Source organism: Rhodococcus sp. 11-3, assembly GCF_023704055.1.
Lineage (GTDB): Bacteria > Actinomycetota > Actinomycetes > Mycobacteriales > Mycobacteriaceae > Rhodococcus > Rhodococcus aetherivorans.
The window spans coordinates 3523029-3545990 of sequence record NZ_CP080406.1 but is presented as its reverse complement, the minus strand read 5'-3'; the positions used below and the strand labels follow the sequence as shown (position 1 = coordinate 3545990).

21 protein-coding genes are annotated in these 22962 nt (G+C 72.6%); 20 read left to right on the top strand and 1 reads right to left on the bottom strand.

Going from position 1 to position 22962, the window contains the following annotated elements:
- The first annotated feature begins 1 nt into the window (after window position 1).
- The 15 genes from murD to KZJ41_RS16485 all read left to right on the top strand — a co-directional run bounded on the left by murD (window position 2) and on the right by KZJ41_RS16485 (window position 17210).
- On the top strand, window positions 2–1507 hold the full coding sequence (murD, locus tag KZJ41_RS16555) for a UDP-N-acetylmuramoyl-L-alanine--D-glutamate ligase (RefSeq protein WP_256997109.1): 1506 nt from the start codon (window positions 2–4) through the stop codon (window positions 1505–1507).
- Window positions 1504–3012 (top strand): putative lipid II flippase FtsW, encoded by a 1509-nt coding sequence (gene ftsW, locus KZJ41_RS16550; protein WP_006933403.1) that lies wholly within the window; start codon window positions 1504–1506, stop codon window positions 3010–3012. The genes murD and ftsW overlap by 4 nt, the downstream gene beginning before the upstream one ends.
- Window positions 3009–4163, top strand: coding sequence for an undecaprenyldiphospho-muramoylpentapeptide beta-N-acetylglucosaminyltransferase (murG, locus tag KZJ41_RS16545; protein WP_006933407.1), 1155 nt, complete (start codon window positions 3009–3011; stop codon window positions 4161–4163). The genes ftsW and murG overlap by 4 nt, the downstream gene beginning before the upstream one ends.
- Complete coding sequence (gene murC, locus KZJ41_RS16540; RefSeq protein ID WP_029544177.1) at window positions 4160–5692, top strand: UDP-N-acetylmuramate--L-alanine ligase; 1533 nt, start codon at window positions 4160–4162, stop codon at window positions 5690–5692. The genes murG and murC overlap by 4 nt, the downstream gene beginning before the upstream one ends.
- Window positions 5689–6423, top strand: coding sequence for a cell division protein FtsQ/DivIB (locus tag KZJ41_RS16535; RefSeq protein ID WP_251549308.1), 735 nt, complete (start codon window positions 5689–5691; stop codon window positions 6421–6423). The genes murC and KZJ41_RS16535 overlap by 4 nt, the downstream gene beginning before the upstream one ends.
- 202 nt (window positions 6424–6625) lie before the next feature.
- The gene (ftsZ, locus tag KZJ41_RS16530) at window positions 6626–7822 is read left to right on the top strand and encodes a cell division protein FtsZ (protein WP_006933411.1); all 1197 of its coding nucleotides are present in this window, start codon (window positions 6626–6628) and stop codon (window positions 7820–7822) included.
- The gene (gene pgeF / locus KZJ41_RS16525) at window positions 7819–8574 is read left to right on the top strand and encodes a peptidoglycan editing factor PgeF (RefSeq protein WP_251549307.1); all 756 of its coding nucleotides are present in this window, start codon (window positions 7819–7821) and stop codon (window positions 8572–8574) included. Before ftsZ ends, pgeF begins: the two co-directional genes overlap by 4 nt.
- Window positions 8571–9308, top strand: a complete 738-nt coding sequence (locus KZJ41_RS16520; protein ID WP_043801958.1) for a YggS family pyridoxal phosphate-dependent enzyme — start codon at window positions 8571–8573, stop codon at window positions 9306–9308. The genes pgeF and KZJ41_RS16520 overlap by 4 nt, the downstream gene beginning before the upstream one ends.
- A 31-nt stretch (window positions 9309–9339) precedes the next feature.
- Window positions 9340–10005 carry a cell division protein SepF gene (locus tag KZJ41_RS16515; RefSeq protein WP_251549305.1) on the top strand — a complete coding sequence of 222 codons (666 nt, stop codon included), beginning with the start codon at window positions 9340–9342 and terminating at the stop codon, window positions 10003–10005.
- 114 nt (window positions 10006–10119) lie between these two features.
- The gene (locus KZJ41_RS16510) at window positions 10120–10410 is read left to right on the top strand and encodes a YggT family protein (protein WP_003938221.1); all 291 of its coding nucleotides are present in this window, start codon (window positions 10120–10122) and stop codon (window positions 10408–10410) included.
- 148 nt (window positions 10411–10558) lie between these two features.
- The gene (locus KZJ41_RS16505) at window positions 10559–11419 is read left to right on the top strand and encodes a DivIVA domain-containing protein (protein ID WP_006933417.1); all 861 of its coding nucleotides are present in this window, start codon (window positions 10559–10561) and stop codon (window positions 11417–11419) included.
- Between the two features lie 43 nt (window positions 11420–11462).
- On the top strand, window positions 11463–11684 hold the full coding sequence (locus KZJ41_RS16500) for a hypothetical protein (RefSeq protein ID WP_006933419.1): 222 nt from the start codon (window positions 11463–11465) through the stop codon (window positions 11682–11684).
- Window positions 11685–11972: 288 nt separating this feature from the next.
- On the top strand, window positions 11973–15134 hold the full coding sequence (ileS, locus tag KZJ41_RS16495; protein ID WP_006933421.1) for an isoleucine--tRNA ligase: 3162 nt from the start codon (window positions 11973–11975) through the stop codon (window positions 15132–15134).
- A gap of 90 nt (window positions 15135–15224) precedes the next feature.
- The gene (locus KZJ41_RS16490; RefSeq protein ID WP_006933423.1) at window positions 15225–16568 is read left to right on the top strand and encodes a DNA polymerase IV; all 1344 of its coding nucleotides are present in this window, start codon (window positions 15225–15227) and stop codon (window positions 16566–16568) included.
- Between the two features lie 144 nt (window positions 16569–16712).
- Window positions 16713–17210 carry a hypothetical protein gene (locus KZJ41_RS16485; RefSeq protein WP_029544171.1) on the top strand — a complete coding sequence of 166 codons (498 nt, stop codon included), beginning with the start codon at window positions 16713–16715 and terminating at the stop codon, window positions 17208–17210.
- A gap of 64 nt (window positions 17211–17274) precedes the next feature.
- Here the strand turns inward: KZJ41_RS16485 and KZJ41_RS16480 are convergent, their stop codons facing one another.
- Entirely contained in the window at window positions 17275–18219 is a 945-nt protein-coding gene (locus KZJ41_RS16480; RefSeq protein WP_373566437.1) for a hypothetical protein, read from the bottom strand.
- A 48-nt stretch (window positions 18220–18267) separates the two neighbouring features.
- Between KZJ41_RS16480 and lspA the strand changes: the two genes are divergently transcribed.
- From lspA to KZJ41_RS16455, 5 genes are all read left to right on the top strand, one after another.
- Complete coding sequence (gene lspA, locus KZJ41_RS16475; RefSeq protein ID WP_373566436.1) at window positions 18268–18903, top strand: signal peptidase II; 636 nt, start codon at window positions 18268–18270, stop codon at window positions 18901–18903.
- Between the two features lie 14 nt (window positions 18904–18917).
- A complete protein-coding gene (locus tag KZJ41_RS16470; RefSeq protein WP_174824791.1) occupies window positions 18918–19826 on the top strand; it encodes an RluA family pseudouridine synthase in 909 nt (302 codons plus the stop codon).
- An 11-nt stretch (window positions 19827–19837) separates the two neighbouring features.
- A complete protein-coding gene (locus tag KZJ41_RS16465) occupies window positions 19838–20467 on the top strand; it encodes a hypothetical protein (protein WP_081705100.1) in 630 nt (209 codons plus the stop codon).
- 57 nt (window positions 20468–20524) lie between these two features.
- The gene (locus KZJ41_RS16460) at window positions 20525–22303 is read left to right on the top strand and encodes a DUF2207 domain-containing protein (RefSeq protein ID WP_029544164.1); all 1779 of its coding nucleotides are present in this window, start codon (window positions 20525–20527) and stop codon (window positions 22301–22303) included.
- Between the two features lie 70 nt (window positions 22304–22373).
- Window positions 22374–22937, top strand: coding sequence for a LemA family protein (locus KZJ41_RS16455; protein WP_029544161.1), 564 nt, complete (start codon window positions 22374–22376; stop codon window positions 22935–22937).
- Window positions 22938–22962: the final 25 nt, after the last annotated feature.

The window sequence follows — 22962 nt, the reverse complement described above, 5'->3', positions numbered from 1 at the left end:
CGTGACAGACGAACTGCGCCGCCAAGACCTGGACCGGCTCCGCGGCGCCCGCGTGCTCGTCGCCGGCGGCGGGATGTCCGGTCGTGCCACCCTCGCCCCCCTCAGCGACCTCGGCGCGACGGTGACCGTCACCGACCGCGACCCGCAGGCCCTCGCGCGCTGCCGTGAGCTCGGCGCCGACACCGTCGATCTCGACGACCTCGTCGCGGACTCGTCGTCGCTGCACGAGTATGCGCTGGTCGTGACGAGCCCCGGCTTCGCGCCCGACGCGCCGCTGCTCTCGCACGCCGCCGGCGCCGCCGTGCCGATCTGGGGCGACATCGAGCTGTCCTGGCGCATCGACCGCGCCGAGATCTACGGCCCGCCGCGGCGCTGGCTCGTCGTCACCGGCACCAACGGCAAGACCACGACGACGACGATGCTGCAGTCGATCCTCGAGGCCGCCGGGCTCGCGTCCGTGGCGTGCGGCAACATCGGCCTGCCGGTCCTCGACGCGCTGCGCCGCGCGGACCCCCGCGCCGACGTCCTCGCCGTGGAACTGTCGTCGTTCCAGCTGCACTGGGCGCCGTCCGTGCGGCCCGAGGCCGGCGTGATCCTCAACATCGCCGAGGACCACCTGGACTGGCACGGCGGGATGGCGGGCTACATCGACGCCAAGGCACGGGCGCTGTCCGGCACCGTGGGGGTGCTCGGCCTCGACGATCCGATCGCCGGGGGCCTGCGCGACCGGTCCCGTGCCGTCGTCACCGTCGGCTTCACGCTCGGCTACCCGCAGCCCGGTGAGCTCGGCATCAGTGGCGACGTTCTGGTCGACCGGGCCTTCGCCGACTCGGCGGTGCTCGCCTCGGTCGTCGACGTGACCCCTGCCGGGCCGGCCGGCCTGTCGGATGCGCTCGCCGCCGCCGCGCTGGCCCGCGCGATCGACGTCCCCGCCTCCGCGGTGCACGACGGTCTGCGCCGGCACCGGGTCGGTCCGCACCGCGCCGCCCCGGTCGGCACCGTCGGCGGCGTGGAGTACGTCGACGATTCGAAGGCCACCAATCCGCACGCGGCCCGCACGTCGCTGCTCGCCCACGACCGGGTGGTGTGGGTGGCCGGGGGCCTGCTCAAGGGCGCCCACGTCGACGACCTGGTGGCGGAGGTCGCACCCCGCCTCGCCGGGGTGGTGCTGCTCGGCCGCGACGCCGACCGCATCGCCGACGCGCTGGCGCGACACGCCCCCGAGGTCCCCATGGTCCTCCTCGACACGCGCGACGATGGGCAGATGAGCACGAGCGAACCGAGGACGGCCCCGGCTGCGGCGCGCCGGGTGGCGCTGCCGGGGGCGGACGGACCCGCGGCCATGCGGGTCGCGGTGCGTGAGGCGGCGTCGCTGGCGACGGCGGGCGACACCGTGCTGCTGGCGCCGGCCGCCGCGTCGCTGGACATGTTCGCCGACTACGCGCAGCGTGGTCGCGCGTTCGCCGCCGCGGTCGAGGAGCTGCGCGGGGGCGGGACGGGGCAGTGAACGCCCCGCAGCCCGCCGACGGGACGGCGCGGAACCGGGTCGGGCTGTGGCTGGCCCGGCCGCTGGCCTCGTTCCACCTGATCGTCACGATCGCGGTGCTGCTCACCGTGCTGGGCCTGGTGATGGTCCTGTCGTCGTCGAGCGTCGAGGCCGTCGCCACCAACGGCTCGGCCTACGGCCTGTTCACCTCGCAGGCGATCTTCGCCGCTCTCGGCCTGGTCATCTTCTATTTCGCCCTGATCGTTCCGGTGCGGGTGCTGCGCCGGTTCTCGTTCCCGGCGTTCGCGGTCACCGTCGTGCTGCTGGTGCTGGTGCTCATCCCCGGCATCGGCACGCTGTCCCAGGGCACCCGGGGGTGGTTCGTCATCGCCGGCGTGTCGCTGCAGCCGTCGGAGCTGGCCAAGATCGCCATCGCCGTGTGGGGCGCGCACCTGCTGGCGTCGCGCCGCGGCGACCGCTCCAGCGCCCGCGAGATGATGGTTCCGCTGGTCCCGGCGACCCTGGTGGTGACCCTGCTGATCATCCTCCAGCCCGACCTGGGCACCACCGTCTCGCTCGCCATCATCGTCCTCGCGCTGCTCTGGTTCGCGGGTCTGCGGCTGCGGGTGTTCCTGACGATCGTCGGTACCGCCGCCGGCCTGGCGGTGCTCCTCGCGCTGACCGCCGGGTACCGGTCCGCGCGGGTGCGGGCCTTCTTCAACCCCGGCGCGGACCCGCAAGGCATCGGCTATCAGGCGCGTCAGGCGAAGTTCTCCCTGGCCGACGGCGGGTTCTGGGGCCGGGGGCTCGGGCAGAGCCGCGCCAAGTGGAGCTACCTGCCCAACGCACACAACGACTTCATCTTCGCCATCATCGGCGAGGAGCTCGGCTTCCTCGGCGGCCTGGCGGTGATCGGCCTGTTCGGTCTGTTCGCCTACGCCGGCCTGCGGATCTCGCTGCGATCGGTGGATCCGTTCCTGCGGCTGCTCACCGCCACCGCCACCACCTGGATCATCGGGCAGGCCTTCATCAACATCGGCTATGTCGTCGGGTTGCTGCCCGTCACCGGCCTGCAGCTTCCGCTCGTCTCGGCCGGCGGAACCTCCACCGCGACGACGCTGCTGATGTTCGGCCTGATCGCCAACGCGGCGCGGCACGAACCCGAGGCCGTCGCCGCCCTGCACGCCGGGCAGGACGGCCGCTTCGGGCGGCTGCTGCGGCTGCCCAAGCCGGAGCAGTACACGCCGTCGCGCGGTGAACCCGTGCGGCTCGACGCCTCCCGGCGTGCCGACCCCGGCCGGATCGAGGCACGCCGGGCCGGCACCGCCGACCGGGGCGGCGGCACGGCGACCCGGGAGCGGCAGACCCCACGGGGCCGCACGCCGCAGGAACGCGCCCGCGGTCAGGGCCGCGCGGCGCAGCCCGCCGCCCCGCGGGACCAACCCCCACGGCAGCCGCGGCGCCGCGCGGGCACCACGACGAACAGCAGAGACGGACGAACCGGAGAGCGAGGAAACCGTAGGTGAGCGGCGAGCAGTCTGCCCTGTCCGTGGTGGTGGCCGGGGGTGGCACCGCCGGGCACATCGAGCCGGCCCTCGCGGTCGCCGACGCGATCCGCCGGCTGGTGCCGACGGCGACGATCACCGCGCTGGGCACCGAGCGGGGGCTCGAGACCACCCTCGTGCCGCAGCGCGGGTATCCACTCGAGCTGATCCCGCCGGTGCCGCTGCCCCGCAAGCTCACCGCCGACCTGGCCAAGCTGCCGGCGCGGGTCCTCGCCTCGGTCCGCCGGACCCGCGAGGTGCTCGACCACACCCACGCCGACGTCGTCGTCGGATTCGGGGGCTACGTGGCGCTGCCCGCCTACCTGGCCGCCGGTGCCGGACCGCTGCGCCGCCGGCGCCGCATCCCCGTCGTCGTGCACGAGGCCAATGCCCGCGCCGGCATCGCCAACAAGATCGGGGCCCTGCGCGCCGAGCGTGTCCTGGCCGCCGTCCCGGGTTCGGGGATCGTGCGCCGCGGCGACGCCGAAATCGTCGGCATCCCGGTCCGGTCGTCGATCACCGGGCTGGACCGGGCGGCGCTGCGGGCGCAGGCGCGGGCGCACTTCGGGCTCCCCCCGGAGGGGCCGGTGCTGCTGGTGTTCGGTGGCTCGCAGGGCGCCCGTTCGCTCAACGAGGCCGTCTCGGGAGCCGCCGGTCCGCTCGCCGCGGCGGGCATCGCCGTGCTGCACGCCCACGGCCCGAAGAACACCCTCGACGTGCCCGCACGTCCCGAGCACGACCGGTATCCCTACGTCGCCGTGCCCTACCTGACCCGGATGGACCTGGCGTACTCCGCCGCCGACGCGGTGATCTGCCGCTCCGGGGCGATGACCGTCGCCGAGGTGTCCGCGGTCGGCCTGCCGGCGGTGTACGTGCCGCTGCCGCACGGCAACGGGGAGCAGGAACTCAATGCCCGGCCGGTGGTGGCGGCGGGAGGTGGAATGATCGTGGCGGACGAGGAACTGACGCCGGCGTTCGTGGCCGATGCGGTGATCCCCCTGCTGCGCGACGCAGCCCGCCTGACCGAGATGGGACGGCGTGCGGCAGGGGCGGGCCACCGCAGCGCCGCCGCCGAGGTGGCGCGGATCGTGCTGGACGTCGCAGGCGTGGAAGCGAACAGGAGTGATCGATGAGCGAGCAGCTGCCCCCGCAGCTCGAGCGGGTGCACATGGTGGGTATCGGCGGGGCCGGGATGTCCGGCATCGCCCGGATCCTGCTCGCTCGCGGCGGGAAGGTCTCCGGATCGGACGCCAAGGAGAGCCGCGGCGTGCTGGCGTTGCGCGCGCGGGGGGCCTCGGTGCGCATCGGACACGACGCGAGCGCGCTGGATCTGCTCGAGGGCGGCCCCACCGCCGTGGTGACGACCCACGCCGCGATCCCCCAGGACAACCCCGAGCTGGTCGCCGCCCGGGAACGCGGCGTTCCCGTCCTGCTGCGCCCGGCGGTGCTGGCGGCCCTGATGCGCGGGCACCGCACCTTCCTGGTCGCCGGCACGCACGGCAAGACATCGACGACGTCGATGCTGGTGGTGACGCTGCAGCACTGCGGCTTCGACCCGTCCTTCGCGGTGGGCGGCGAGCTCAACGAGTCCGGCACCAACGCGCACCACGGCAGCGGCGACGTGTTCGTCGCCGAGGCCGACGAGAGCGACGGCTCGCTGCTGCAGTACGACCCCGACGTGGTGATCGTGACCAACATCGAGGCGGACCACCTCGACTTCTTCGGCACGGAAGAGGCATACGTGCGGGTGTTCGACGAGTTCGTCGACCGCATCGCCCCCGGCGGGCTGCTCGTGGCGTGCCTCGACGACCCCGGCTCGGCCGCCCTGGCGCGGCGGGCGACGGCCCGTCGCGCCGACGACCTGCGGATCACCGGATACGGCACGGCGGCAGTGGTGGGCGACCGCGCCGAGGTGGACGGCGTGCCGGTCGGCGTGCGGCTGCTCAACTGGGAGGCCAAGGACGTCGGGGGAGTCGCCGAGTTCCACCTCGCCGACGAGGCGGCGCCGCGCACGGTGCGGTTGTCCGTCCCCGGCCGGCACATGGCCCTCAACGCGCTCGCCGCACTGCTCGCCTCCCTCGAGGCGGGCGCCCAGGTCGAGGAGGCCGTCGAGGGCCTGGCCGGCTTCGGGGGCGTGCACCGGCGATTCCAGTACAGCGGCCGCGAGCACGGCGTGCGGGTGTTCGACGACTACGCCCACCATCCCACCGAGGTCCGCGCCGTCCTCGCCGCGGCCGCGGAACTGGTCGCCGGCGAACCGGTCCGCTACACCGAGACCGGCACCGAACGACCCCGCGTGATCGTCGTCTTCCAGCCGCACCTGTACTCGCGCACCGAGACCTTCGCCACCGAGTTCGGTGCGGCCCTCGACCTCGCCGACGAGGTCGTGGTGCTGGACGTCTACGGTGCGCGGGAGGAGCCCCGGCCGGGCGTGAGCGGAGCCCTCGTCGCGCGATCGGTGTCCAAGCCCGTGCATTACCAGCCGGATCTGTCCCTCGTGCCGCGGCAGGTCGCGCGGCTGAGCCGTCCCGGCGACGTCGTGATCACCATGGGCGCCGGCGACGTGACCATGCTCGGGCGCCAGATCCTCGACGCATTGCGCAGCAAGCCGGGCCGGCTGCGGCCGGGGGCTCCTGCCGGACCGGGGCCGGTAGGGTCGTGACGCCCGCCGCCGCCACCCGCACCCGGCCCCGCCGGGCGGCGCGGCCCGCGCGACGGCCGTCGGGCCGGTCCGTGCGGGTGCGGACCGTGCTGATCGGCGCGGCGGTGGTGGCGGCCGTGCTCGGACTGATCGCGGCCGCCTGGCTGTCGCCGCTGCTGTCGGTGCGCAACGTGGAGGTCGTCGGCGCGACGGCGATCCCGCAGGACGAGGTGCTGGCCCGCCTCGAGCTGGCGGAGGGCACGCCGCTGCTGCAGGTCGACACCGCGGCGGCGGCGCAGCGGGTCGCCACGTTGCCGCGGGCCGCGTCGGTGCGGGTACAGCGCGTGTACCCGTCCACCGTGCGGGTCACGGTGACCGAGCGGGAGGCGGTGTTCTTCGTCGACGCGCCGGACGGCACCCACTCGCTCGACGCGGACGGGGTGGACTTCGCGGTCGAGCCGCCGCCCATGCTGACCCCGCGCCTCGTCACCCCCGGCCCCGGTCCCGGCGATCCGGCGACGGCCGCGGCGATCGAGGTGCTCGAGGCGCTGCCGCCCGAGTTGCGCGTCCAGGTGGGCGAGGTGGCCGCTCCGTCGGCGTCGGAGGTCTCGCTCACGCTGCACGACGGCCGGATCGTGGTGTGGGGAGGGGTGGAGCGCTCGGAGCGCAAGGCTCAGGTGGTGCTGCCGCTGCTCACCCAGCCCGGCCGGACCTACGACGTGGCGGGCCCCGACCTGCCGACGGTGCGATGACGGCGCGGACGGCGATCGAGGCACGGCGACGAAAATCGTGACCGCCGTCGGCGCGCCTGCTGGCGGATCGCCGCCACCGTGCCATAGCGTTTCGCAGCAGTCGAGATACTTGACATAACCATCGACCTGTGGTTGAGGGTTTGTCCGTACCTCACCCGATGATGATCGAAGCGTGACCGATTTCTCAGGAAGGCGAGAGCCCATGACGCCCCCGCACAACTACCTCGCCGTAATCAAGGTCGTCGGTATCGGCGGTGGCGGCGTGAACGCGGTCAACCGCATGATCGAACAGGGACTCAAGGGAGTCGAGTTCATCGCGGTGAACACCGACGCCCAGGCCCTGCTCATGTCCGACGCCGACGTCAAGCTCGACGTGGGCCGTGAACTCACCCGGGGGCTCGGCGCCGGCGCGGATCCCGAGGTCGGCCGCAAGGCCGCCGAGGACCACAAGGACGAGATCGAAGAGGTGCTCAAGGGCGCCGACATGGTCTTCGTCACCGCCGGCGAGGGCGGCGGGACCGGCACCGGCGGCGCGCCCGTGGTCGCGAGCATCGCCCGCAAGCTCGGTGCGCTGACCGTCGGCGTCGTCACGCGGCCGTTCTCGTTCGAGGGCAAGCGCCGCGGCGGCCAGGCCGACACGGGCATCCAGACCCTGCGCGAGTCCTGCGACACCCTCATCGTCATCCCCAACGACCGGCTGCTGCAGCTCGGCGACGCCGCCGTCAGCCTCATGGACGCGTTCCGCTCCGCCGACGAGGTGCTGCTCAACGGTGTCCAGGGCATCACCGACCTCATCACCACCCCCGGCCTGATCAACGTCGACTTCGCCGACGTCAAGGGCGTGATGTCCGGCGCCGGCAGCGCGCTGATGGGCATCGGTTCCTCCCGCGGGGAGGGCCGGGCCATCAAGGCCGCCGAGGCGGCGATCAACTCGCCGCTGCTCGAGGCGTCGATGGAAGGCGCGCGCGGCGTGCTGCTGTCCATCGCCGGCGGCTCCGACCTCGGCCTGTTCGAGATCAACGAGGCGGCTTCGCTGGTGCAGGAGGCCGCCCACATCGACGCGAACATCATCTTCGGCACCGTCATCGACGACTCCCTGGGCGACGAGGTGCGCGTCACCGTCATCGCGGCCGGGTTCGACGGCGGCACCCCGGCGCGGCGTCCCGTGGAATCGGCCCCGCCGACCACCGCAACGCGCGGCGGCACCATCGGCGCGGGACGTGCCGGCGACGTCGGCCGCCCGGAGCGGGAGCGGGCCGAGGAGATGCCGGCGCGTGAGCAGCAGCCCGTCGCGGGCAGTTCGCTGCCGCCGATCGGGTCTGCGCAGCCGGCACGGCCGGTGGAGGTCGACGAGGACGGCGACGACGACGTCGACGTGCCGATCTTCATGCGCCGGTGACGGTGGCACAGTCGGCTCTCCGGGCGCGGCGGGTCGTCACCACCCGCGCCGGCGGCGTCTCCGCCCCGCCCTACGACTCGTTCAATCTCGGTGACCACGTGGGTGACGAACCGGCGGCGGTCGAGGCGAACCGTCGCCGCCTCGCCGCGGCGATCGGGCAGCCCTACGAGCGGCTGGTGTGGATGGAGCAGATCCACAGCCGCAACGTCACCGTCGTGGACGGCCCGGTCGACGGCCCGGTGCCCGCGACCGACGCCCTGGTCACGCGCGAGCCCGGCCTCGCGCTCGTCACCCTGAGCGCGGACTGTGTGCCGGTGCTGCTCTCGGACGAGGAGGCGGGCGTGATCGCCGCGGTGCACGCGGGCCGGATCGGCGCCCGCGTGGGCATCGTTCCCCGCGTCCTGGACACGATGGTCGAGCTCGGTGCGCACCGCGAGCGCATCGGCGCGTTCCTCGGGCCCGCCGCGAGCGGACGCCGGTACGAGGTGCCCGCCTCGATGCAGGCCGACGTGGAGGCGCACCTGCCCGGCAGCGCCACCCGCACCGTGCGGGGCACGCCCGGGCTGGACCTGCGCGCGGGGCTGCGCCGGCAACTGCGCGCGCACGGCGTCGTGGCGGTCGCGGAGGATCCCCGGTGCACCATCGAGGATCCGACGTTGTTCAGTCATCGCCGTCAGGCGCCGACCGGACGGTTGGCGGCGGTGATCTGGCTCGAGGCCGTATCGGCCACCGGTGCCGGAGGTGGCCGGTGAGCGCAGCGGATCCCGGCGCGCGGCGCGCCGAGATCGCGGACGGGCTGCGGCGGGCACGCGAGCGGCTCGACGCCGCGGCCCGGGCCGCCGGCCGCGACCCGGCGGAGATCGCCCTGCTGCCGGTGACGAAGTTCTTCCCGGTCTCCGACGTGGAGATCCTCTACGGACTCGGGTGCCGGGCCTTCGGCGAATCCCGCGAACAGGAGGCCGCCGCGAAGGTTGCCGAATTCCGTTCGCGTACAACCGATCCCGCTGTCGCATGGCACATGATCGGCCGGCTGCAGCGCAACAAGGCGCGTGCCGTCGCCCGCTGGGCCCACACCGTGCACTCGGTCGACAGCGTCCGGTTGGCGCACGCACTGGACGCCGGTGCGCAGGCCGCGCAGGAGTCCGGCGACCGCGAGACGCCCGTACGGGTGCTGCTGCAGGTCAGCCTCGACGACGATCCGCAGCGGGGCGGGGTGAGCGCCGCGGACCTGCCCGCACTCGCGGACGAGGTCGCCGCCGCCGGCGGACTCGAGTTGCGGGGCCTGATGGCGGTGCCGCCACTGGGATGGGACCCGGACGCCGCATTCGAACGGCTCGCCGGGCTCCACAGCGGGCTGCGCTCCGATCATCCCGAGGCCACCGAACTGTCGGCCGGCATGTCCGGCGACCTCGAGGCGGCGGTGCGATGGGGTTCGACATGCGTGCGTGTCGGAACCGCGGTGTTGGGCTCGCGGCCGTTAGCCTGAGTGTCGACCGCCGCGCGAGGAAGGTTGATCCATGAGCTCACTCCACAAGTTCAAGGCGTACTTCGGGATGGTGCCGCTCGAGGAATACGAGGACGACTACCTCGACGACCCCGCGAGCGCCCGCCGTGAGCGCGACCGGGAGTACGACGAGCCGCCGTACGCCGGCGGTGGTTACGGCCCGTCGCACCGCGACGATTACAAGGCGGCGCGCCGGGAGGACGCCGGCCGCGACTTCGAGCCGGACGGCTTCGATCGCTACGAGCCCCCCGTGCGGGCGGCCCGCGTGGAGCCGATCACGGCCCGCGCACCGCGCCCGACCCCGCCTGCCCGCGCCGCCGCGCGGTCGTCGCTCGGCTCCGAGGGCCGGCTCGAACGGTCCGAGGCCCGTCGCGGCGCACTGTTCGACGAGGGAGGCCCGTTGTCGAAGATCACCACGCTGCGTCCCCGGGACTACGGCGAGGCCCGCACCATCGGCGAGCGGTTCCGCGACGGCACCCCGGTGATCATGGATTTGGTGGAGATGAGCAACGCCGACGCCAAACGGCTCGTCGACTTCGCCGCCGGGCTGGCCTTCGCGCTGCGCGGCTCGTTCGACAAGGTCGCCACCAAGGTGTTCCTGCTCTCCCCGGCGGACATCGACGTCTCCGCCGAAGAGCGCCGCCGGATCGCGGAGACGGGGTTCTACAACCAGCAGTGACCTGAACCCGCAGCGGCGGTTCCGGCACGGTCGACGCCCGGTGCCCGGTGTACAACACCGGGCACCGGGCGTTTCGGTTTGGCTCGATCCGCCGTCGTCGGGCAGAGTGGGCGGGTGGCCGTATTCGAGGTGCTCTGGTTCCTGCTGTTCATTTTCTGGCTGCTGCTGATCGGCCGGATCATTGTCGAGTTCATCCGGACGTTCGCGCGGGACTGGAAGCCGACGGGATTCGTCGTCGTCGTTCTCGAAGCAATCTTCACGGTCACCGATCCGCCGGTGAAACTGTTGCGCCGGCTCATTCCTCCGCTGAATCTCGGGGGAGTGCGACTGGATCTGTCCATCATGGTGCTGCTGTTCATCGTCTACTTCCTGATGGCGTTCATTCCCCGAGGTGGGACGCTCTGAGGGCCGACACCTGCTCGGACGATCCGCGCGAAAGCCGCCCTGTGCCAGAATGGGGTGCCAGTTACAGTGAGTTTGATACGCGTGACGCACTGTGGATATAACTGAATGCTTGCTTGACCGCTCACACGACGCGTGAAGGGATCCTTCCATGCCGCTGACCCCAGCTGATGTGCACAATGTCGCGTTCAGCAAGCCGCCGATCGGAAAGCGTGGCTACAACGAGGACGAGGTCGACGCGTTCCTGGATCTCGTCGAGCAGGAACTGACCCACCTGATCGAGGAGAACGCCGACCTGCGGCAGCGGGTGGCCGAGCTCGACCAGGAGCTCGCCGAGGCCAAGAAGGGTGCCCGACCCGGCGCGGCGGCACCGGCCCAGCCGGCCAAACCGGAGCCCGCTCGCGTCGTCGAGGCGCCGAAGCCGCCGGAACCCGCTCCGGCGCCGGCGCCGGCGCCCGCACCGGCGCCCGCACCGGTTGCGGCCGCACCGGCCTCCGGAGACGCGAGCATGCAGGCCGCCAAGGTCCTGGGCCTGGCCCAGGAGATGGCGGACCGCCTCACCGGCGACGCCAAGGCCGAGGCCGAGGAGCTGCTGCGCAACGCCCGCACCAATTCCGAGCAGCTCATCTCCGATGCGCGCACCCGCAGCGAGGCGATGATCGCCGACGCGCGGCAGAAGTCCGAGGCGATGCTCGCCGACGCCCGCACCCGCTCCGAGACGCAGCTGCGCCAGGCCAAGGAGAAGGCCGACGCGCTGCAGGCGGACGCCGAGAAGAAGCACACCGAGATCATGGCGACGATCAACCAGCAGCGCTCGGTGCTCGAGGGCCGCATCGAGCAGCTCAAGACCTTCGAGCGCGAGTACCGGGTGCGCCTGAAGTCCTACCTCGAATCTCAGCTCGAGGAGCTCGAACAGCGCGGTTCCGCCGTGCCGGTCGACGGTGGCCAGGAGGCGTTCAACCAGTCGAACTCCTCGTTCGGTTCCACGTCCTTCGCCAAGGGCAACAGCTGATCGAGGCGGCGGTCCGATGGCCGGGTTCCGATGAGGGTGCGCCGTGCTGGTGGTGACTCTCGCCCTTGCAGCCGTCGGCTTCGGCATGCTCGTCGTGGCCCTCATGACGGGGTCCGTGCTGTGGGCCTGGGGTTGCATCGTCGTGTGTGTGGTGGGCGCGGTCCTGTTGCTGATCAGCGCATTGAGTGGCAAGCGGACCGCGCCCCCGACGACGACGGGATCCGAGCCGAGACGGCGCCGCGAGGGACGCGATCCGAGCGAGTGAGCGCGGCAGCATAGAATAGTCCGAGAACAGTTTGCAGTGCTTTCCCCGGCAGCCGCCGGGGACGGCGTCGATCCGGCCATCACCGGGGAGCCTTCGGAAGAACGGCCGTGCCGACCGGCACGACTCAGTAGAACCGAACGGGTGGGCCCGTCACAGCCCGAACGAGAGGCCCGTCCGGCCGGCAGAGCCCGGAGGGACGGTGCAAGCGGGGTGGTACCGCGGTTGCCGGCGCACAGGGCGCGGCGATCGTCCCCGTGCCGGACACGTCTAGGCACGAGGAGTCACGCTGTGACGAAGAGCACCCCCGACCGCCCGCAGGCCCCCGACGCACCGACCGGCGGATACCCGCGCGTCGACTACGGGGTCGCCAAGGACTCGGGCATCGACTTCCCCGAGCTCGAGGTGAAGGTCCTCGACGGGTGGGCGAAGGACGACACCTTCCGCGCCTCGGTCGCGAATCGCGACGGCGCCGACGAGTTCGTCTTCTACGACGGCCCGCCCTTCGCGAACGGCCTGCCCCACTACGGGCACCTGCTCACCGGCTACGTCAAGGACCTCATCCCGCGCTTCCAGACGATGCGCGGCAAGAAGGTCGAACGGCGCTTCGGCTGGGACTGTCACGGCCTGCCCGCCGAGCTCGAGGCGGAGAAGCAGCTCGGGATCAAGGACAAGTCCGAGATCGACACGATGGGGCTGGCCGAGTTCAACGCCTACTGCAAGACGTCGGTGCTGCGGTACACCGGGGAGTGGCGCGACTACGTCACCCGGCAGGCCCGCTGGGTGGACTTCGACAACGACTACAAGACCCTGGACCTCGACTTCATGGAGTCGGTCATGTGGGCCTTCAAGCAGCTCTACGACAAGGGCCTGATCTACCAGGGCTTCCGGGTCCTGCCGTACTCGTGGTACGAGCAGACCCCGCTGTCGAACCAGGAGACCCGGCTCGACGACGCCTACAAGATGCGTCAGGACCCGGCCGTCACCGTCGACATGGTGGTGCGCGCACCGGGCAGCGAACTCGACGGCGCCAACGCCCTGATCTGGACCACCACGCCGTGGACGCTGCCGTCCAACCTCGCGATCGCGGTGCACCCCGACATCACCTACGTCGCCGTCCGCGTGGGCGAGGGTGACGACGCGAGGACGTATGTGCTCGCGGAGGACCGACTCGGTCACTACGCCCGCGAGTTCGGCGACGAACCCGAGGTGCTGGGCCGGTACACCGGCGCGGACCTCGTCGGCCTGGCCTACGAGCCGCCGTTCGACTTCTTCGTGGGCCGGGAGAACGCCCACCGGATCATCGCGGCCGACTACGTCACCACCGACTCCGGCACCGGAATCGTCCACCTGGCACCGGCCTTCGGTGAAGAGGACATGGAGTACTGCCAGCGCAACGGCATCGAGCTGGTGCAGCCGCTCGATCCGGGCGGAAAGTTCACCGCCCTCGTTCCGCCCTACGAGGGTCTGCAGGTCTTCGACGCCAACCCGGTGATCATCAAGGACCTCAAGGCCGCCGGAAAACTGTTGCGGCACGAGACGATCGAGCACTCCTACCCGCACTCGTGGCGGTCCGGCCGGCCGCTGATCTACATGGCGGTCCCGTCGTGGTTCGTCGCCGTGACCCGGTTCCGGGACCGCATGGTGGAGCTGAACCAGCAGATCACCTGGGTGCCCGAGCACATCCGCGACGGCCAGTTCGGCAAGTGGCTCGAGGGTGCCCGCGACTGGAACATCAGCCGGAACCGCTACTGGGGCAGCCCCATCCCCGTGTGGGTCTCGGACGATCCGGCCTACCCGCGCGTCGACGTGTACGGCTCCCTCGACGAGCTCGAACGCGACTTCGGGGTGCGGCCGAGCGACCTGCACCGGCCGATGATCGACGAGCTGACCCGCCCCAACCCGGACGACCCGACCGGGAAGTCGACGATGCGCCGCGTCCCCGAGGTGCTCGACTGCTGGTTCGAGTCGGGGTCGATGCCGTTCGCCCAGGTGCACTATCCGTTCGAGAACACCGAATGGTTCGACTCGCACTATCCCGGCGACTTCATCGTCGAGTACAACGGTCAGACCCGCGGCTGGTTCTACACCCTGCACGTGCTCGCCACCGCGCTGTTCGACCGCCCCGCGTTCAAGACCGTCGCGGCTCACGGCATCGTGCTGGGCGACGACGGGCTGAAGATGAGCAAGTCCAAGGGCAACTACCCCGACGTCAACGAGGTGTTCGCCCGCGACGGCTCCGACGCCATGCGCTGGTTCCTGATGTCCTCGCCCATCCTGCGCGGCGGCAACCTCGTCGTCACCGAGCAGGGCATCCGCGAGGGCGTCCGGCAGGCGCTGCTGCCGCTGTGGAACGCGTGGAGCTTCCTGCAGCTGTACGCGTCCAAGCCCGGCACGTGGCGCACCGACTCGCCGCACGTGCTCGACCGGTACATCCTGGCCAAGCTCGCCGCCACCCGCGACGCCATCACCGACGCGCTCGAGGTGGTCGACATCGCCGGAGCATGCGACGAGCTGCGTACCTTCAGCGACGCCCTCACCAACTGGTACGTGCGCCGCTCCCGCAGCCGGTTCTGGGACGAGGACGCCGACGCGATCGACACCCTGCACACGGTGCTCGAGGTCGTCAGCCGCCTCGCCGCCCCCATGCTGCCGCTGGTCACCGAGGTGATCTGGCGCGGCCTGACCGGCGGCCGCTCCGTGCATCTGGCGGACTGGCCGGCCGCCGGGGACCTGCCGGCCGACCCGGCCCTGGTCGAGTCGATGGACGAGGTCCGCTCGGTGTGCTCGACGGTGCTGTCGCTGCGCAAGGCCCAGAAGCTGCGCGTGCGGCTGCCGCTCCCGCAGGTCACCGTCGCCGCCCCCGAGGCGCACCGGCTGCAGCCGTTCGCCGAGCTCGTCCAGGACGAGGTCAACGTCAAGTCGGTCGAGCTGACCGAGGACGTCGATGCGCACGGCCGCTTCGAGCTGGTCGTCAACGCCCGGGCCGCGGGACCGCGCCTCGGCAAGGACGTGCAGACGGTGATCAGGGCCGTCAAGGCCGGGGACTGGTCCGAGGCGGCCGACGGCACCGTCACGGCCGCCGGTATCGCGCTGCTGCCGGAGGAGTACACCACCCGCCTGGTCGCGGCGGAGCCGGAGTCGACGGCCGCGCTGCCCGGCGGCGCCGGCCTGGTGGTGCTGGACTCCACGGTCACCGAGGAGCTCGAGGCCGAGGGCTGGGCGAAGGACCGGATCCGCGAGCTGCAGGACGCCCGCCGCAACCTGGGCCTGGACGTCTCGGACCGCATTTCCGTCGTGTTCGAGGTGCCGGCCGACCGCGCCGACTGGGCACTGCGGCACCGCGAGCTCATCGCCTCGGAGGTGCTCGCCACCAGCTTCGAACTCGCGCCCGCCGGGGACGGGGCGCTCGACCTCGGTGAAGGGGTGCGCGCGGCCATCGTCAAGGCATGAGCGTCCCGGTGACCGGGGTGCGCGGCGCGGCCACGACGGCGGTGACGCCGATGCGGGCGTGATGTCGGTGCGAGGGGCGAGGATGCCCGGGTGCCCCCCGTGGTGAATCCGAGCGGTCGGCGCTGGGTGCTGCACCTGGACCTGGACGCCTTCTTCGCCTCCGCCGAACAACTGACCCGGCCGACCCTACGGGGTCGGCCGGTGCTCGTCGGCGGCCTCGGCGCGCGCGGCGTCGTCGCCGGGGCCAGCTACGAAGCCCGCGTCTTCGGGGCGCGGTCGGCGATGCCGATGAGCCGGGCCCGCCGGCTGGTGGGGCCCGCCGCGGTGGTGCTGCCGCCGCGCGGGGTGCTGTACCAGGCGCTCAGCCAGACCGTGTTCGACGTGTTGCGCGAGCGCATCCCCGTGCTCGAGACGCTGTCGCTCGACGAGGCGTTCGCCGAACCCGCCGAGCTCGCCGGCGCCGCCCACCACGACGTGGAACGGTTCTGTGCGCGGCTGCGCGACGAGGTGCGGGCCCGCACCGGCCTCGTCGCGTCCGTCGGCGCCGGCTCCGGCAAGCAGATCGCCAAGATCGCCTCCGGCCTCGCCAAGCCCGACGGAGCGCTCGTCGTGCGTCCCGAGGAGGAGCTGGCGCTGCTGCACGGCCTGCCGGTACGCAAGCTGTGGGGGATCGGACCGGTGTCGGAGGAGCGCCTGCGGCGTCTGGGCATCGACACGATCGGTGACCTCGCCGCGCTGCCGGTCCCGGAGGCGGCCTCGATCCTGGGCGCCACGGTCGGCCCGGCGCTGCACCGGCTCGCCAACGGGCACGACGATCGACCGGTCGTCGAACGCGCCGACGCCAAGCAGGTCAGCGCCGAGACGACGTTCCCGACGGACATCGTCACCCTCGCCGAGCTGCGACGTGCCGTCACCGGCAGCGCCGCCGCAGCGCATCGCCGGTTGCGGCGCGACGGCCGGGCCGCCCGGACCGTCGTGCTCAAGCTGCGCAAGGCCGACATGAGCATCCTCACCCGCTCGTCGACGCTGCCGTACGCCACCGAGGATGTGGCGACGCTCACGGCGGCGGCGCAGCGGCTGGCGCTCGACCCGCTCGAGATCGGCCCGATCCGCCTCGTCGGCGTCGGCCTCGCCGGCCTGTCCAGCATCCGGCAGGAGTCGCTGTTTCCCGAGCTCGAGCAGCCCCCGGAGGACCCGGTGGAGTCGTCGCCGGACGCCGGGCCGGAGCACGTCACGACGGTGACGGGACGGCGGTGGCGTCCCGGCACGGACGTGCGGCATCCGGAGTTCGGACACGGCTGGGTGCAGGGCGCCGGGCACGGCGTGGTGACGATCCGCTTCGAGACGCGCTCGACCGGGCCGGGGCCGGCCCGCACCCTCGACGAGAACGATCCCGCCCTCTCCGAGGCCGATCCGCTCGCCGGCCTCGGGTGAGCGCGCGGGCCCCGCCGCTCTCACGGTCTTCTTACTACCGCCGGGTACGCTTACGGGCGATCCGCTGTCCCGGTGGAGCATCCGCTGCTGGATGAACCGAGCACGGTACACCCGTGCACGATCGAGAACGAGAAGGACGAGAAGTTGAAGCTTCGCAAGATCACTGTCGCCACGGTGGCTCTGGCCGCCGCCCTCACGATGTCCGCCTGCAGCTCGGACGACGGAGGTAGCTCGACCTCGACCTCGGCGAAGACCACCACCAGCACCACGACCGCCGCCGCGCAGTACCCGCCGGTGCCGACCGTCGAGGACCTCAACGCCATGCTGGCCAAGGCGTTCGACGAGACCGTCCCGGCCGAGGAGAAGGTGAACCTCGTGCAGGGTGCCGAGCAGGATCCCGCCCTGATCGACCAGGTCGCCGCCGCGGCCAAGCAGGCCGGCGCGCAGATCACCGTCCTGGACGTCAACGACAACCAGAACGGCACGGTCACCGCCGGCATCGAGACTCTGCTGGCCGGTGCGCAGCAGCCCGCCGTCGGCACCGTCGACTTCGTCGCGGAGAACGGCGTGTGGAAGCTGTCGAAGAACAACGCCTGCGCCATCGTCGCGACGGCTCAGCTGCAGTCGCCGGCCTGCGCCTGACGTAGACCGACACGGCGGCCGGGGCGGAGATCCGCCCCGGCCGCCGCCGCGTCCGCCCGTCCGCTCAGGACTGCCAGCGCACCCGGTCCACCAGGGTCTGCGCCAGACGGGTGGTGCCCGCGGGATCGCTGTACGCCTGCTCCCCGCCGACCGTGAGGTCCCCGGCGATCGGGAGCGGCCGGCCGAGGTCGATGGTCATCGTGCCTTCGCCGGTCATCTCGTACCGGTCGATGTTCAGCCGACCGGACCCGTTCGGCAGCGCCCAGGTGGCCTCGCGCGGGGTCTGGGTGATGCGCAGGTGCACGGTCAGTAGGTCGCCGTCCCGCTCGAGCAGGCTCGCGGTGGCGACCTGATCGAGCGCCATCCCGCTCATCACCTGTTGGTGGATCTCCCACACCCCACCCACGCCGATCTCCTCCTCGGGGAACGACACCATCCGGTACACGGCCTGGTAGAAGGCCTGCTCGATGGCCGATCGGGCGATGTCCGCGGAGTCCGGCGTGGGATCGAGCCGCAGCGCGCTCACCGCGCCGGACGGGGACATCGTCAGTCCCGCCTCGGATCCCCGAGCGGGCCCGAGCGCCGCGGCGAGGGCCGCATCCGGCGAGGTGGCGTCGTCGATCCGCAGGTCCACGAGGCTGCTCGGCGAGGCGTCCGACACGGCGTCGCTCACCCGCGCGGTGAGCGGCAACGTCAGTTCGGGGGTGGAGAAGTCCTGTGCCGGCTGATCGCCGATCGACTGGAAGACCTGCGAGGCGGTCGTCAGCGCCACCTGCTGGCTCGTGTCGACGGGTGGGGTGAGCCGGATCCGGCTGCGCGGCTCGGCCCCCGGCTCCAGGACCACCGCGGTGACCGCGGCGACGGGCACCGTGACCTCCGTCGAGGTCGCCGTCGACGTGGGGGCGGCACCGTCGGCGGAGTTGCCGCACCCGGCGAGGAGGGTGGTCAGGGACAGGGCCACACCGAGGGAGCGGGCCCTCGGGCGGGCGAATCTGGGCAGCACAGGCACGCACCCCAGGGTAGCCACGGCGGGCGGGGTGGCCGTCGCGCTCCTCGGATGGGGGATGATGGCAGGGTGACCGACGACCCCACCGAGCACGATGCCCACCCCGACGCCGTCGCGGAACCCCCGGTTGCGTCGTCCTCGGCCGGAACCCCGGCGAAGGACGCGCCCGCGCCGGCCCGGCGGCTGCGCGAGCTGCTCGCCCTCGCCGCGGTGATCTTCGGGTTCGACCTGCTCACCAAGGTGCTGGCCGTCCACTACATCGATCCGGCCGATCCCGTCTCGATCGTCGGGGACACCGTGATGCTCACGTTGGTGCGCAACCCGGGCGCCGCCTTCTCGATGGCCACCGGCATGACGTGGCTGCTGACCCTGGTCGCCGTTGCCGTCGTGGTGGGCGTGGTCAGGATCGGCCGCACGCTGCGATCGGGCTGGTGGGCGCTGGGACTCGGGCTCGTCCTCGGGGGCGCGCTGGGTAATCTCGTCGACCGGATCTTCCGTTCCCCGGGCCCGCTGCAGGGCCACGTCGTCGACTTCGTGTCGGTCGGCTGGTGGCCGGTGTTCAACGTCGCCGATTCCGCCATCGTCTGCGGCGCGATCCTGCTCGTGGCGCTGACCGTCTTCGGCGTCGAACCGGACGGCTCGCGGAAGACCGGCTCCTCCGACAGCAGAAAGGAAGCACACAAGTGAGAGAAACCCGGGCGATGCCCGTCCCCGACGGGCTCGACGGGATGCGGGTCGACGCGGGCCTGGCACGGCTGCTCGGCCTGTCGCGCACGGCGATCGCCGCCCTGACCGAGGAGGGAGCCGTCCTGGTCGACGGTGCCGCCGCGGGCAAGTCCGATCGACTGTCCGCCGGTTCCTGGCTCGAGGTGGAACTGCCCGAGCCGCCCCGGCCCCTCACCATCGAGGCGACGCCCGTGGAGGGCATGGAGATCCTCTATGCGGACGACGACATCGTCGCCGTCGACAAGCCCGTCGGCGTCGCCGCGCACGCGAGCGTCGGCTGGACCGGGCCGACCGTGATCGGCGGACTGGCGGCCGCCGGATTCCGCATCTCCACCTCCGGCGCCCACGAGCGGCAGGGCATCGTCCACCGCCTCGACGTCGGCACGTCCGGGGTCATGGTCGTCGCGACGTCCGAGCGCGCCTACACGGTGCTCAAGCGGGCCTTCAAGCAGCGCACCATCGACAAGCGCTACCACGCCCTCGTGCAGGGGCACCCCGATCCGAGCAGCGGCACGATCGACGCGCCGATCGGCCGGCATCGCAGCAGCGACTGGAAGTTCGCCGTCACCGCCGACGGCAAGCCCAGCATCACCCACTACGACACGATCGAGGCGTTCCAGGCCGCGAGCCTGCTCGACATCCACCTCGAGACCGGCCGCACCCATCAGATCCGCGTGCACTTCTCCGCGCTGCGGCACCCCTGCTGCGGTGACCTGACCTACGGCGCCGACCCGCGCCTGGCCGAGCGGCTCGGCCTCGAGCGGCAGTGGCTGCACGCCCGGTCGCTCGGGTTCGCGCATCCCGCCGACGGGCGCTGGATCGAGATCACCAGCAAGTACCCGGCCGACCTCGAGCACGCGCTCGCCGTGCTGCGCAGCGCCTGACCGTGCGGCGCGTGTCCCTGCCGTGGGCGGCGACGGCGGCACTGCTGCTGGCGGTGCTCGCGGCCGGGCTGCTCACGCCGGCCCGGACGGCGACGGTGCGCACCGACACCCTCGGCCCCGACCACGGCGAGGCGGTCGCCGGCTACCTCGCGCGCGCCCAGGCGAGCGTCGAGTCCGGCACCGGCGAACCGCGGTGGGGCCTGGTGTCCTTCGCGACGCCGGTGACGGTCGAGCAGGCGGCGGCGCTGCCGGGAGACCCTCGCATCGCGCAGGTGCTGTTCCGCGTCCCGATCGAGCGGGTGCAGACCCCACTGGTCCCGGTCGCCGTGCCCGCCCATCGGGAGGCGCTGCTGCGTGCGCCCGCCGTCGCGGCGGGCCGGCTGCGGCAGGCGGGCGGCGCCGACCGGGCCGCGCGCGTCGCCGCGGTCTCGGCCGATCGTCTCGCGGACGGGTGCGCCTGCGTCGTCGGCGTCGTGGTGCGCGTCGCGCCGGCGGTGGCGTCGGAGCTCGCCGCGGCCCCCGGCGTCCGCGCCGTCGAACTGCTGCCCGCGGACGCGGTCGCCGGCGCGTTCTCGGTGAACCCGCTGCTGCCCGAGCACGTCGACGTCGTCGCTCCGGGACCGGACGACGGCGAGCCCTGAGGTCCGGTCGCGCAGGATCGGCGGGACAGACGCCTCGCCGGTGGGTACGGTGGCGCGGTGGCACGGGTTCTGGGGTATCTCCTGGTTGCGCTGCTCGCTGCGACGGGTCTGCTGTGGCCGCTGCTCGCCGGACTCGACACCGGCGACGCATCCGCCGCGTCGGATCCGGCGCGGATCACGAACTACACCGCCGACTACACCGTCGAGGCCGACGGCGGGCTCACCGCCACCGAAACCGTCACGGTCGCCTTCCCGGCCGGCCGGCACGGCATCTTCCGGTACTGGGACGTCACCACGGGCGCCGATCCGCACGTGCGCCACATCCCCGAGATCGTCTCCGTCGAACGCGACGGCGCGCCCGAGCCGTTCGAGACGAGCCGGCAACAGGGACACCGATTCGTCGTCGCGAAGATCGGGGACCCCGACGTGTACCTGGAGCCGGGCACCCACACCTATCGCATCGAGTACACCACCGAGGGGGTCCTCGACCCACCGGGCGGCGCCGCCGCGACGTTCGACACGGCCGCGGGGACGGCCGCCCCGGTCGGCTCGGTGTTCCACTGGAGCGTGGTTCCCGGCGGGTGGGAGATGGCCATCGACCGGGCCGACATCACGGTGCGGCTGCCCGCGGCGTCCGGCCTGGTCGAATGTGCGGTGTCGGGGGCGGCCTGCATCCTCGGCGGGGCCGGCACCGACACCGTCTCCGTCGGGGTGACCGGGCTCGAACCCCGGACGGCGGTGAACGTGCGCATCGGGCTCGGGCTCGACGCCCCGGCCCGGGCCACGGTGCCCTGGCCGGTCGCCTGGGATCCCATCCTCGGGCGGTCGGCGCCGGTCGTGGCGGTGGTCGCGATGCTGAGCCTGCTCGGATTCGCCGTCGCGGCCCGGTGGGCGTGGACAGCCCGCGAACCCGAGCCGGGCCTGCCGGTGCTGTACTCGCCGCCCGACGGCTTCGGACCGGTGCAGACCGTCTACCTCGCCTCCGAGCGGCCCGGGCCCGCGCCGCTCGCGGCGACGCTGCTGTACGCCGCAGAGGAGGAACTGGTCGAGCTGCGCCCCGCCGGCGGCGGGAAGAAGTCCGACGTGTGGGAGGTCCGCGGCGTCGCGTCCGCGGACAGGTGGGCGGCGACGGACCCGGTGACCCGGGCGGTCGGCGACGCACTGCAGATCTCGTACCCCGGCGCGGTGCTGCGGGCCGACGGCTCGAAGTCGGCGGGGGAACGGTTGTCGAAGGCGACGACGGAGCTGGCGTCGCAGTGCCGGATCTGGGCCCGCACCGAGGGACTGGTGGCCCCGTCGGCCCGCGAGCGTCTCGGCAAGGCGGCGGTGGTGCTGGCGCTGGTCCTCGCGGTGGTCGGGTTCGCGGTGCCGGTGTGGCCGAGCATGTGGGGCCTGCCGGCGGCGGCGTTCGTGTTCGGCGGATGGGAGCTGTTGCGGCCGGAGGCGGGGACGCGGCGCACCGCGAAGGGCCGCGAGATGTGGTCGCGTGCCGGTGGGTTCCGGCGCATGCTCGTGACCCCGTCGAGCGAGGACCGCTACCGGTTCTCGGCGGAACGCGACCTCTACACCCGCTACATTCCGCACGCGGTCGCGTTCGGCGTGGCCGACCGGTGGGCGGAGAAGTACCGCACGGTCACCGGGTCCGAGCCGCCGGCGCCGGCGTGGTACCCGTATCCGGTCGGAGTGCACGGATTCGCCTCGGGGACCGGGGGATTCGACAGCTTCGAGTCGGCCCTGTCGTCGTCGATCGGCGCGTACACCGCGTCGCAGTCCTCGTCGTCGGGCGGCGGTGGTGGCGGTGGTGGCGGCGGCGGCGGTGGTGGCGGCTCGTGGTGACCGATCGCCGCGGTGAACGAGGCACCGGCGCGTCCGCACCGGTGCCGGGCTACGGAAGGAGGGCGGCTCCATGGTGACCGCAATCGTGATCGTCGTCGTGCTGATGGTGGTGCTCGGTGCCGTGTTCGTGGTCGGCTTCAACCGGCTGCGCCGCGCCGACGTGCTGGCCCAGGAGGCCCTCGGCGGCATCGACGTGCAACTGAGCCGGCGCGCGGACCTGGTGCCGAACCTCGTGGCGACGGTGCGCGGCTACGCGGCGCACGAGAAGAGCGTGCTCGAGGAGGTCACCGCCGCGCGCACCGCCGCGTCGCGGGCGGCTTCCGGCGGCACGGTCGCAGAGAAGGCCCAGGCCGACGCCCGGCTCGAGAAGGCGGTGTTCGACGTGCTCGCCGTCGCCGAGAACTACCCGGACCTGAAGGCATCGGCCAACTTCCTGGATCTGCAGCGCCAGCTCGGCGAGACCGAGGACCAGCTCGCCTTCGCCCGCCAGTACTACAACGACGCCGCGGGCCGGCTCAACACGTCGCTGAAGACGATCCCGTGGATGTTCTTCGCGGGACCGGCGGGTGTGCGCGAGCGTGAGTTCTACACCGCTCCGGCGGGCACGGAACTGCCGCCGACCGTGTCGTTCTGATCCACCCGGCGCGCGCGGTCGCGCC